At 71.6% G+C, this 12,354-nt stretch carries 9 protein-coding genes; all 9 read left to right on the plus strand.

The features are described from left to right. Positions 1-93: 93 nt before the first annotated feature. The 9 genes from ACH4RC_RS20130 to ACH4RC_RS20170 all read left to right on the plus strand — a co-directional run bounded on the left by ACH4RC_RS20130 (position 94) and on the right by ACH4RC_RS20170 (position 12,352). Complete coding sequence (locus ACH4RC_RS20130) at positions 94-1,404, plus strand: extracellular solute-binding protein (protein ID WP_398202559.1); 1,311 nt, start codon at positions 94-96, stop codon at positions 1,402-1,404. A gap of 23 nt (positions 1,405-1,427) precedes the next feature. After that, positions 1,428-2,351, plus strand: a complete 924-nt coding sequence (locus ACH4RC_RS20135; protein WP_398202933.1) for a carbohydrate ABC transporter permease — start codon at positions 1,428-1,430, stop codon at positions 2,349-2,351. Next, entirely contained in the window at positions 2,348-3,235 is an 888-nt protein-coding gene (locus ACH4RC_RS20140; protein WP_398202561.1) for a carbohydrate ABC transporter permease, read from the plus strand. Before ACH4RC_RS20135 ends, ACH4RC_RS20140 begins: the two co-directional genes overlap by 4 nt. A gap of 14 nt (positions 3,236-3,249) precedes the next feature. Further along, a complete protein-coding gene (locus tag ACH4RC_RS20145) occupies positions 3,250-4,866 on the plus strand; it encodes a beta-N-acetylhexosaminidase (protein WP_398202563.1) in 1,617 nt (538 codons plus the stop codon). 368 nt (positions 4,867-5,234) lie between these two features. Beyond that, positions 5,235-6,131, plus strand: coding sequence for an FAD binding domain-containing protein (locus ACH4RC_RS20150; protein WP_398202565.1), 897 nt, complete (start codon positions 5,235-5,237; stop codon positions 6,129-6,131). Next, on the plus strand, positions 6,128-7,678 hold the full coding sequence (locus ACH4RC_RS20155) for a (2Fe-2S)-binding protein (protein ID WP_398202568.1): 1,551 nt from the start codon (positions 6,128-6,130) through the stop codon (positions 7,676-7,678). The genes ACH4RC_RS20150 and ACH4RC_RS20155 overlap by 4 nt, the downstream gene beginning before the upstream one ends. Beyond that, entirely contained in the window at positions 7,675-9,981 is a 2,307-nt protein-coding gene (locus tag ACH4RC_RS20160; RefSeq protein WP_398202570.1) for a xanthine dehydrogenase family protein molybdopterin-binding subunit, read from the plus strand. The genes ACH4RC_RS20155 and ACH4RC_RS20160 overlap by 4 nt, the downstream gene beginning before the upstream one ends. A 164-nt stretch (positions 9,982-10,145) precedes the next feature. Next, positions 10,146-10,676 carry a hypothetical protein gene (locus ACH4RC_RS20165; protein ID WP_398202572.1) on the plus strand — a complete coding sequence of 177 codons (531 nt, stop codon included), beginning with the start codon at positions 10,146-10,148 and terminating at the stop codon, positions 10,674-10,676. Then, positions 10,676-12,352, plus strand: a complete 1,677-nt coding sequence (locus ACH4RC_RS20170) for a hypothetical protein (protein ID WP_398202574.1) — start codon at positions 10,676-10,678, stop codon at positions 12,350-12,352. The genes ACH4RC_RS20165 and ACH4RC_RS20170 overlap by 1 nt, the downstream gene beginning before the upstream one ends. Positions 12,353-12,354: the final 2 nt, after the last annotated feature.

Raw genomic sequence — 12,354 nt, forward strand, 5'->3', positions numbered from 1 at the left:
CCAGTCCTTCTAGCCTCCTCCCTGTTGTGCACAGCGAAACAACCATTGCGTATGTTGCAACGACAGCTCGGAGGCGTTCCGTTGAAGCTCCCCGTGAAGTTCCCCCGTCGAAGTGGCGCGCCGCTCGCGGCACTTGGCGCGCTCGTCCTGGCCGCCACCGCCGCCTGCGCGCCCGGCACCTCGGACAACAGCGGCTCCGCCAAGGACGACAAGAGCGGCACGCTGCGCGTCTGGCTCTTCCAGGAGGTCAACAACGGGCCCAAGGAGAAGTCCGTCGACGCCGCCGTCGACGCCTTCCAGAAGGCCCATGACGGGGCGAAGGTCAAGGTCGAGTACATCCCCGTCGACACCCGCGCCGAGAAGATCAAGGCCGCCTTCAACGACCCGAAGAGCGCGCCCGACGTCATCGAGTACGGCAACACCGACACCGCCGGTTACGTCAAGGACGGCGGACTCGCCGACGTGAGCGCCGAGTTCGGCCGGTGGTCCGAGGCCAAGGACACCGACCCGACCGCCAAGGAGTCCGTGACGGTCGACGGGAAGGTCTACGGCGCCCCGTACTTCGTCGGCGTCCGCGCCCTGTACTACAGGACCGACGTCTTCAAGGACCTCGGCATAGCCGTCCCCAGGACCCAGGACGAACTCGCCGCCACCGCGAAGAAGATCCACAAGGAGCGTCCCGAGCTGTACGGGCTCGCCGTCGGCGGCGCCTACACGTACGGCGCGATGCCCTTCATCTGGGCCAACGGCGGTGACCTCGCCGAGAAGAAGGGCGACACCTACGCCAGCACCCTGGACTCGCCCGCCGCCCAGAAGGGCATCAAGGCCTACACCTCGCTCTTCGGCTCGGCCAACTGTCCCGCCGCCAAGTGCGCGGGGATGGGCGGAAACGACACCGTCACCGCCTTCGCGAGCGGCAAGGCCGCCATGGCGATCGGCGGCGACTTCAGCCACCAGGCCATGGAGGACGGCAAGGTCAGGGGAAAGTACGCCGTCGTGCCGCTGCCCGGCGTCGAGGCGGGGGAGATCGCGCCCGCGTTCGCCGGCGGCAACAACATCGGCGTCCTGAAGAGCACCTCGCACCGCACGCTCGCCGTCGACCTCATGAAGCGCCTCGCCGGGAAGAACGCCCAGCGCGCCCTCTTCGAGGGCATGGGTTTCCTGCCGACCTTCACCGACGTCCGCGACGAGGTCGCCAAGAGCGAGCCGTTCGTCGCGCCCTTCGTCGAGACGCTCGGCGCGGGCACCAAGTTCGTGCCCGCCTCGCCCGCGTGGGCGAAGATCGACGCCTCGCTCGTCCTGCCGACCATGTTCCAGGAGGTCGTCAGCGGCCGTAAGGACGTGAAGGCCGCCTCCGGCGACGCCGCGAAGAAGATGGACGAGGCGTTCGGGGCCGCCGGGTGAGCTCCGCTCGAATCCGCGGCGGGATCAGCGGGACCAAGGCCGGGCACCCGGGCGGCATCCGGGGCGGGATCCGGGGCGGCGGCTGGACCCCCTGGCTCTACCTCGCCCCCGCCCTCGTCCTCCTGGGCGGCCTCCTCGTCTACCCGATCTACCAGCTCGGCCTGATCTCCTTCCTGGAGTACACCCAGGCCCAGGTCAGCGGCGGCGAACCGGCCACCTTCCAGGGCCTCGGCAACTACCGGCACCTGTTCTCCGACAGCCAGTTCTGGCAGGTCCTGCTCGCCACCGTGCTCTTCGCGGCGGCCTGCGTCGTGTCCACCCTGCTCGTCGGCTGCGCGCTCGCCGTCCTGCTGACCCGGGTACGGGCCGTGCCCCGCCTCGCCCTGATGCTGGCCGCGCTCGGCGCCTGGGCCACCCCGGCGATCACCGGCTCCACCGTCTGGGTCTTCCTCTTCGACCCGGACTTCGGCCCGGTCAACAAGGTCCTCGGACTCGGCGACCACTCATGGACGTACGGCAGGTACAGCGCCTTCGCGCTCGTCCTGCTCGAAGTGGTGTGGTGCTCGTTCCCGTTCGTCATGGTCACCGTGTACGCGGGCATCCGCGCGATCCCGGGCGAGGTGCTCGAGGCGGCCTCGCTCGACGGCGCCTCGCAGTGGCGGACCTGGCGCTCGGTCATGGCGCCGATGCTCCGCCCGATCCTCGTCGTCGTCACCATCCAGTCGATCATCTGGGACTTCAAGGTCTTCACACAGATCTACGTCATGACGAACGGCGGCGGCATCGCGGGGCAGAACCTCGTCCTGAACGTGTACGCCTACCAGAAAGCCTTCGCGGGCAGCGAGTACAGCCTGGGCTCGGCGATCGGCGTCGTGATGCTCGTCATCCTGCTCGCCGTCACGCTCGTCTACCTCCGGCTCATGCGCAGAGAGGGGCGGGAACTGTGAGCCTTTCCGGTGTCGGTTCAGGTGTCGGTTCAGGTGTCAGAGCGCTACGCGCCTTGCGGATACGCAGGCCCTGGCGGCTCGCCGCGGAAGCGTCCGCCCTGCTTATCGCGGTCGTCGTCGCCTTTCCCCTCTATTGGATGGTGCTCAGCGCCTTCAAACCGGCGGGCGAGGTCGAATCGACGGAGCCGCGGCCCTGGACGCTTTCCCCGTCGCTCGACTCCTTCCGTCGCGTCTTCCAACAGGAGGAATTCGGGCGGTATTTCGTCAACAGCCTCATCGTGGCGGGCACGGTCGTCATCGTCTCCGCACTCGTCGCATTCCTCGCAGCGACGGCGGTGACCCGCTTCCGTTTCAAGTTCCGTACGACGCTGCTCATCATGTTCCTCGTCGCGCAGATGGTGCCGGTCGAGGCCCTGACCATCCCGTTGTTCTTCCTCATGCGGGACTTCGGGCAGCTCAACACGCTCGGCTCGCTGATCCTGCCGCACCTCGCCTTCTCCCTGCCGTTCGCCATCTGGATGCTGCGCGGCTTCGTGAAAGCGGTTCCGGAAGCGCTGGAGGAAGCCGCTTATCTCGACGGTGCGAGCCGCGCCCGCTTCCTGTGGCAGATCCTCTTCCCGCTCGTCCTCCCCGGCCTCGTGGCGACGAGCGTCTTCTCCTTCATCTCCACCTGGAACGACTTCCTCTTCGCGAAGTCCTTCATCATCAGCGACACGTCCCAGTCGACGCTGCCGATGGCCCTGCTCGTCTTCTTCAAACCCGACGAGAACGACTGGGGCGGAATCATGGCAGCCTCGACCGTGATGACCATTCCGGTACTGGTTTTCTTCGTACTCGTACAGCGGCGCCTGGTGTCCGGGCTCGGCGGCGCGGTCAAGGACTGAGAGGTCTGCACTCCATGGATCTGATGGATCTGATTCCGGCACCCCGTCACGTCTCACCGGACGGCGACGGCTCCTACGTCCTCGACAGCTCTACGGGCATCAGCGCGGGGGAGGGCACCGAGCCCACCGCGCGCTGGCTGCGGAGCACGCTCGGTGCCGTCACCGAACTCGCGCTGCCCCCGCAGGCCGAGGGCGCCGCCATACGCCTGTCCATCGACCCGGCCCTGGACGCGGAGAGCTACCGGCTGCGCGTCACGGAGACCGGCGTCGACCTCACGGGCGGCGCCGCCGACGGCGTCTTCTGGGGCGCCCAGACGCTGCGTCAACTCCTCGGCCCGGACGCCTTCCGGCGCGCACCGCTGCCCGGCCGCGCGTGGGAACTGCCGCTGGTGACAGTCGAGGACAGCCCGCGCTTCGGCTGGCGCGGCGCCATGCTCGACGTCGCCCGGCACTTCATGCCCAAGGACGGCGTCCTGCGCTTCATCGACCTGCTCGCCGCCCACAAGCTCAACGTCTTCCACTTCCACCTCAGCGACGACCAGGGCTGGCGCGTCGAGATCAAGCGGTATCCGAAGCTGACGCAGGACGCCTCCTGGCGCACGCGCACCAAGTGGGGCCACCGCGCCTCGGAACTGTGGGACGACAAGCCCCACGGCGGCTTCTACACCCAGGACGACATCCGCGAGATCGTCGCCTACGCGCACGCCCGCCATATCGCGGTCGTCCCCGAGATCGACCTGCCGGGCCACTCGCAGGCCGCCATCCACGCGTATCCGGAACTCGGCAACACCGACGTCATCGACACGTCCTCCCTCCCCGTCTGGGACACCTGGGGCATCAACCCGAACGTACTCGCCCCCACTGACACCACCCTCCGCTTCTACGAGGGCGTCTTCGAGGAGCTGCTCGACCTCTTCCCGTCGACCTTCATCCATGTGGGCGGAGACGAGTGCCCCAAGGACCAGTGGAAGAAGTCCCCGACGGCCCAGACCCGCATCCAGGAGCTGGGCCTCAAGGACGAGGACGAGCTGCAGTCCTGGTTCATCCGCCACTTCGACACCTGGCTGAGCGCGCGCGGGCGCCGCCTCATCGGCTGGGACGAGATCCTCGAAGGCGGCCTCGCGCCCGGCGCCGCCGTCTCCTCCTGGCGCGGCTACCGCGGCGGCATCACCGCCGCCAAGGCGGGCCACGACGTCGTCATGTGCCCCGAGCAGCAGGTCTACCTCGACCACCGGCAGGCACCCGGTGAGGACGAGCCGGTCCCCATCGGCTTCGTCCGCACCCTGGAGGACGTCTACCGCTTCGAACCGGTTCCGCCGCAGCTCACCGAGGACGAGGCGCGCCACGTCCTCGGCACCCAGGCCAACCTGTGGACCGAGGTGATGGAGAACCAGCAGCGCGTCGACTACCAGGCGTTCCCGCGCCTGTCCGCGTTCTGCGAGGTGGCGTGGAGCGAGCTGCCCGCGCCCGCCGAACGCGACTACGCCGACTTCGAACGCCGGATGACCGCACACTTCCGGCGACTTGACGCGCTCGGCGTCGACTACCGCCCGCCGGGCGGTCCGTTGCCGTGGCAGCGTCGCCCCGGTGTGCTCGGACGCCCGATCGAGGGGGCGCCGCCGAACGTGTGAGGCCCTTGCCCGGCGGTGGACCCGGAGGCGGACCCGGAGGCGGACCCGGCGGCGGCGGGGTCCGCCGCGGGTTCGGCGCCGGGCGTGCTGTCCCAAAGGTCACCGAAGAGTGTCAATCCGTGCGCACCGGCGATCACCCCGCATACCGGTCATCTCCCAGGTGGAAGGGGCGAATGCCTCCTACCGGACCCCAACTCCGGGCGTCCGGGAAGATGTGCCAGAGTTGCCACGTCCGGCCTGTCAGCACGTACCGTACGGCGGAACAGGCGTAACGGCGGGAACGGCGGTCACGCGAGCGGCGTCAGCCCACGTGAGCACCACCGTGGCCGCCGGGCGCACGGCCGGGCATCGGGAAGGGGCAGCCGGTTTTGACCACGCACGCACCGCAGGCGACACGGGCCGCGGTACTTCCGACCTCGCTCGACGAGGCGGTCGCCGCGCTCGCGGCCATGCCCGCCGCCGTGCCCGTCGCCGGCGGCACCGACCTCATGGCCCAGGTCAACGCGGGTCAACTCCGTCCCGCCGCCCTCGTCGGACTGAACCGGATCAGCGAGATCCGCGGCTGGCAGTACCAGGACGGCCACGCCCTCCTCGGCGCGGGCCTCACCCACGCCCGTATCGGCCGCCCCGACTTCGCCGCCCTCATCCCCGCCCTCGCCGCCTCCGCGCGCGCGGCGGGCCCGCCGCAGATCCGCAACGCGGGCACCCTCGGCGGCAACATCGCCTCCGCCGCCCCGACCAACGACTCGCTGCCCGTACTGGCCGCCCTCGAAGCCACGTTGATCATCGCCGGGCCGCAGGGCGCCCGCCGCGAGGTGCCCGTCTCGCACCTGCTCGCCGGGATGGAGATGCTGCGCCCCGGCGAGCTCATCGGCTTCGTCCGCGTGCCGCTGCTGCACGCCCCGCAGGTCTTCCTCAAGGCGACCGGACGCACCGGTCCCGGGCGCGCCACCGCCTCCGTCGCCCTCGTCCTCGACCCCGCCCGGCGCGGGGTGCGCTGCGCCGTCGGAGCCATCGCGCCGATGCCGCTGCGCCCCCTGGAGGCCGAGCAGTGGGTGGCCTCGCTCATCGACTGGGACGGCGACCGCGGGGCGCTCGTGCCCGAGGCCGTGCAGGCGTTCGGCGAGTACGTCGCCGCGGCCTGCATCCCGGACCAGCCACCGGCCCCGGACGGCAGCCAGGAGGCGCTGCCGCCCGCCGTACTGCATCTGCGGCGCACCGTCGCCGCGCTGGCCCGACGTGCACTTGGGAGGGCGCTGTCGTGACGAACGAGTACCACGGACCCGATCCGGACACCGCACCGGACGCGGACGGCTGGCAGCCGCTGCCCCAGGGCGACTACGACTCCGACGCCACGGCCTTCGTCCAACTGCCCCCCGAAGGGTTCCCGGACGCGCCGCTCGCCGCGCCGGGCCATGGTTACGTGCCTCCGCAGATAACGGTGAGCCCGGCCTCGGGCGCGGCGGCGACCGACCCGGCGGCCACCGGGGTGTGGGTGCTGCCGCCGGAGCTGACGGGGGTGGTGGCGGCGCCGTACGGGGCCGAACCCGAGCCCGGTCCCGGCCCCGGTCCCGAGTCGTACGGTTTTCCGCAGGGCGGTGATACGGGGCAGTGGTCGATCCCCGTCGCCGACGGTGAACTGCCGGACGAATCGGGCGAGTACACCACCTCCGCGCTGGCGTCCCACTGGGGCGACCGCACGCCTCCCGCGACGCTGCCGGGCGGCGCGCCGGCGCCGTGGGCCTCGGAGCCGTGGGCACAACCGGCCGCGCCGGTCGCCGAGCCGGAGACAGGGCCTGAGGCGGGTCCGGAAGCTGGGCCTTTCGGTGCGCCGGAAGCCGAGCCTGAGGTGCGGCCGGGAGCCGAGCCTGAGGCGCGGCCGGAACCGGAACAGGAGCCGGAGCCCCAGGGCGAGCCGGAGCCCCAGGTCGCGGCGGCGTCCGAAGAGGCGGCGTCCGAAGAGGCGGCGTCCGAAGAGGCGGCGTCCGAAGAGGCCGCTCAGCACGCGCCCGAGCCGGGGCACGAGGCGCCCCGGACGGAGACCGCGGCCGAGACCGAGACCGCCGAGACCGAGAGCGCGGCCGTGACCGAGGTCGCCGGGGAGAACGAGGTCGTGGGGGAGGAGGCCGCCGCCGAGCCCGGCCCGGCCCCGGACCCGGACCCGGATTCCGAACCGGCTTCCGCCCCCGTCCCGCTCCACGACGACCACCCCATGACCAGCTACGTCCTCCGGGTCAACGGCACCGACCGCCCCGTCACGGACGCCTGGATCGGCGAATCGCTGCTCTACGTGCTGCGCGAACGCCTCGGCCTGGCCGGCGCCAAGGACGGCTGCTCGCAGGGCGAGTGCGGTGCGTGCAACGTGCAGGTGGACGGCCGCCTCGTAGCCTCCTGCCTGGTGCCCGCCGCGACGACCGCCGGCAGCGAGGTCCGTACGGTCGAGGGCCTCGCCGAGGACGGCCGGGGCTCGGACGTGCAGCGCGCGCTCGCCGCCTGCGGCGCCGTCCAGTGCGGCTTCTGTGTGCCCGGCATGGCGATGACGGTCCACGACCTGCTCGAGGGCAACCCGAACCCCACCGACCTGGAAGCCCGCCAGGCGCTCTGCGGAAACCTGTGCCGCTGCTCGGGCTACCGCGGCGTGCTCGACGCGGTGCGCCAGGTCGCCGACGCCCGGCAGGCGTCACAGCACGCGGCGGCGGAACCGGCGGAGGCGGAGCAGGTGGCGGAGGACGGGCCCCCGCTCATCCCGCACCAGGGCGGCCCCGCATCGAGTGAGGACATCCAAGACAGCCGGGACGGAGGCCGAGCGTGATCAGCGAGACGACGGAGACCCCCGCGGCCCCCGGGGCGGAAGGGATCCCGCACGGCCTCGGCACGAACCTGCCCTCGACGGAGGCCGACGCCAAGGCGGCCGGCACCTTCCCCTACGCCGCCGACCTGTGGGCCGAAGGGCTCCTGTGGGCGTCGGTCCTGCGCTCCCCGCACGCGCACGCGCGCGTGGTCTCCATCGACACCACCCACGCGCGCGAGATGCCCGGCGTCCGGGCGGTCGTCACCCACGAGGACGTCCCCGGCGGCCCGCCCGCGGGGCACCGCACGGCGGACCGCCCGGTCTTCGCCTCCGACGTCGTACGCCACCACGGCGAGGCCCTCGCCGCCGTCGCCGCCGACCACCCGGACACGGCCCGGATGGCGGCCGCCGCGATCATCGTCGAGTACGAGGTCCTCGAACCGGTCACCGATCCGGAGAAGGCGTTCGCCGCCGAGCCCCTGCACCCCGACGGCAACCTCGTCCGCCACATCCCGCTGCGCCACGGCGACCTCGACGCGACCGGTGAAGTGATCGTCGAGGGCCTCTACCGCATCGGCCGCCAGGACCCGGCCCCCATCGGCGCGGAGGCGGGCCTCGCCGTGCCCCGCCCCGACGGCGGCGTCGAGCTGTACATCGCCTCGACCGACCCGCACGGCGACCGCGACGCGGCGGCGGCCCGTTACGGCCTGTCGCCGGATCAGGTGAAGGTCGTCGTCACGGGCGTCCCGGGGGCGACCGCGGACCGCGAGGACCAGAGCTTCCACCTCCCGCTCGGCCTGCTCGCCCTGCACACCGGCTGCCCGGTGAAGCTGACGGCGAGCCGCGAGGAGTCCTTCCTCGGCCACCCGCACCGCCACCCGACCCTCCTCCGGTACCGGCACCACGCGGACACGGACGGCAGGCTCGTCAAGGTCGAGGCCCAGATCCTCCTCGACGCGGGCGCCTACGCGGACACCTCCTCGGACGCGCTCGCGGCGGCCGTCGCCTTCGCCTGCGGCCCCTACGTCATCCCGAACGCCTTCATCGAAGGCTGGGCGGTCCGCACCAACAACCCGCCCTCCGGCCACGTACGCGGTGAAGGCGCACTCCAGGTCTGCGCCGCCTACGAGGCCCAGATGGACAAGCTCGCCAAGAAGCTCGGCGTTGACCCGGCCGAGCTGCGCATGCGCAACGTCCTCGCGACCGGCGACGTACTCCCCACGGGCCAGACGGTGACGTGCCCGGCCCCGGTGGCCGAACTCCTCGCCGCCGTACGGGACTTCCCGCTCCCCGCGCTGCCCAAGGACACCCCGGAGGAGGGCTGGCTGCTGCCCGGCGGCCCCGAGGGCGCGGGCGAGCCCGACGCGGTCCGGCGCGGCGTCGGCTACGGCATCGGCATGGTGCACGTCCTCGGCGCGGAGGGCGCGGACGAGGTCTCCACCGCCACCGTCAAGGTCCAGAACGGCGTCGCCACGGTCATCTGCGCGGCCGTCGAGACCGGCCAGGGCTTCACCACCCTGGCCCGCCAGATCGTCCAGGAGACCCTGGGCATCGACGAGGTCCACGTGGCCCCGGTCGACACGGACCAGCCACCGGCGGGCCCCGGCTGCCGAGGCCGCCACACCTGGGTCTCCGGCGGAGCGGTCGAACGCGCCGCGAAGATGGTCCGTACCCAGCTCCTCCAGCCCCTGGCGCACAAGTTCGGTATGTCCACGGAGCTGCTCCAGATCGCCGACGGCAAGATCACGTCGTACGACGGCGTCCTGTCGACGACGGTCGAGGAAGCCATGGACGGCAAGGAACTCTGGGCCACCGCCCAGTGCCGCCCGCACCCCACGGAGCCCCTCGACGCGGCGGGCCAGGGCGACGCGTTCGTGGGCATGGCCTTCTGCGCGATCCGCGCGGTCGTCGACGTGGACATCGAGATCGGCTCCGTACGGGTCGTGGAGCTGGCGGTGGCGCAGGACGTCGGCCGCGTCCTCAACCCCCGCCAGCTCGCCGCCCGCATCGAGGCCGGTGTCACGCAGGGCGTCGGCGCGGCCCTCACGGAGAACCTCCGCACCCCGAAGGGCGTGATCCGCCGCCCCGACCTCACCGGCTACGCCCTGCCCACCGCCCTCGACGCCCCCGACATCCGCATCGTCAGCCTGGTCGAGGAGCGCGACGTGGTGGCCCCCTTCGGCGCCAAGGCGGCCGGCACCGTCCCGGTCGTCACCTCCCCGGCCGCGATCGCCTCGGCGGTCCGCGCGGCAACGGGCCGCCCGGTCAACCGCCTCCCGATCCGCCCACAGGCGGCGGTGGCCAACGCGACCGAGCCGTCCTGACCGCAGGCTGACCCCAGGCCCGCGGTCAACTTGCGTCCGCCGAACCGCCGTTGTGCTGTGACTCCTGTGAACTGTCGGTGGGGCCGTCTAAAGTCGGTACTCGACCGATTTGTTGTACAGGCGTGCTCAGTGTGCTCACGGGGGAACGGGGAGGGGCGGACGCGATGGCGGACGACAAGGGCGGGGGCTCGACCGGACTGGGCGGCTGGCCGTTCAGCGTGGTCGAGGCGGCGAAGGACGCGGTCGGGGACATCGTCACGGAGCTGGAGTCCTTCACGAAGTTCCAGCAGCGGGTGGACCAGCTGATCAGGGACCTGAGCGAATCCCAGGCAGGCCCGAAGAAGGTCGGCCAGGAGGCCGTGGAACGCACGAAGTTCGGCGGCGGCCACCGGGGCTGGTACGAGGCGCACGAGGTCTTCACCCAGTACGACACCGTCATCGCCGACCTGGAGAACCTCTCCAAGCTCCTCTCGGACTCGATAGAGGCCATGGGGATCGCCGTCATGGCCTCCCACAAGGGTTACGAGAACGTGGACATGGACGTGCGGCGGCGGATGGCGGCGATCAGCGCGGAGACGACTCATCACTATGGCGGGGAGTACCGCCCGGAACAGGAGCACCGGGCACCGGGCGCGGATGGTCCGGGCACGCCTGCGAAGAACTCCGGCAAGGGCTACTCGGGGGGTAACGCCTGATGGCTGGGCATGGCAAGAAGACGTCGTTCGACGGTATGACGCACGAACAGATGCTCGCGTGGCTCGACGCCGCGGACGCGGGCACGGTGCAGGCGGCAGCGGACAAACTCGCCGCCGCGGCCAAGGAGATCCACAGCATCGCGGACGAACTCAAGGTCCGTCCGCAGTGGGTGAAGTGGAAGGGCGAGGGCGCCGACTCCTTCCGTCAGTGGGCAGGCAAGCTGGCCAACGCGACCGTGGCGCTGGGTGACTACAGCCAGGAGTCGTCGAAGTGGCTCGGCCACGCGGCACAGGCGATCAGCAAGGCGAAGACCTCGGTCCCGCGCGACAAGGGAGTCGACGCCAACATCGACGCGGCGCGTTCCGCGCACAACGACCCGGACTCGCAGTCGATCCTGTCCAAGAACATGGCGGTCCGGCAGCAGACCGCCGATGAGTTGGACAAGCTGGGGCAGGCTTACTCGCTCACCACCTCACAGATGGCCGCGGCCCGTAAGACGGAGGCACTGAAGTTCCCGCCTCCGCCCGCCGACATCCAGGATCCGGACCGGGCGAAGCTCGACAGCGGTGGGTATCGCCGGCGTCCGGAGGACGGTACTTCGTCCAGCGCCGCTCTGCAGCGTGCGTCCATGTCGGACCATTCCAGCTTCTCCAGGTCCTCGAACGGCTCGACGGATGCTGGTGCGGGCACGAGTGCCACCGCCGCTGGTGCTGAGCCCGGCCATGCCGCGACCGGGTCGGCGTCGGTCGTCGAGCCCGCGCACGCGAGAGTGACGCCGCCCACCGCCGGGCAGGTGAGCGTGGACCCGGACGCGAGCATGGACATCGACTCCACGGCCGTTCTCCCGGACCGGACGCCGCAGGCGCCCTCGCCGACCTCGACCGGTCCGGCCCCCGGAACCAGCGGTCAGGGGCCGACATATTCCACGGTCCCGGGTTCGGTTCCGCCCGTCGTTCCAGGCAACGGCAACGTGCGGCAGACGAACCCCGTCACCGGTACCGCACGGGGTATCCCGTCCACGGGCGGGGGCGGTCCGGCCACACGGACACCCGGACCGATGGCACAGGGTGTCACAGGCAGACCTGCCAATCCTGGCCCCCGCGGACCGATGACGCCCGGCCAGAACGCGGTTGCCGGAGGCCGTACCGGCGGCCCGGGGACGTCCGGGAGCCCGCCTGCCACCAACGGTGTGGCGGGAGGCCGACCGCAACCGAGCCCAGGACGGTCCACGACGGGCATTCCGCGTGGCACCGTCATGGGCGGTGAGAACGGGACCGGCGGGAGGGGGACGACCCCAGGACAGGGCGCCGTGACGGGCAGGCCGAGCGCCCCGGCCGGACGCACGGGTGGCGGAGCCGCCGGACGCCGGGTGACCGGTTCGACCGCGGGCGACAGCGGGATCGTCGGCGGTCGTGCGCAACAGGGCCGCCCGAACGCCCGTTCCTTCAGCGTCGGCGGTTCGGGTCTGGTACGAGGCCAGGGCAGTGCGGCCGGACCGCAGGGCGCCCGTCCCCGTACACGTCGCGAGGAAGGCGACCGGAGTGAGCGCCCTGACTACGTCACCGAGGACGAGCGAACCTGGCAGGCGGACGAGCGGCGTAACGTGCCCCCGGTCGTCGATGCCGAACGGAACGACGCCGAGAAGAACGACGCCCAGCCGAACAGCGAGAGGTAGCG

Source organism: Streptomyces sp. NPDC016845, assembly GCF_044332585.1.
Lineage (GTDB): Bacteria > Actinomycetota > Actinomycetes > Streptomycetales > Streptomycetaceae > Streptomyces.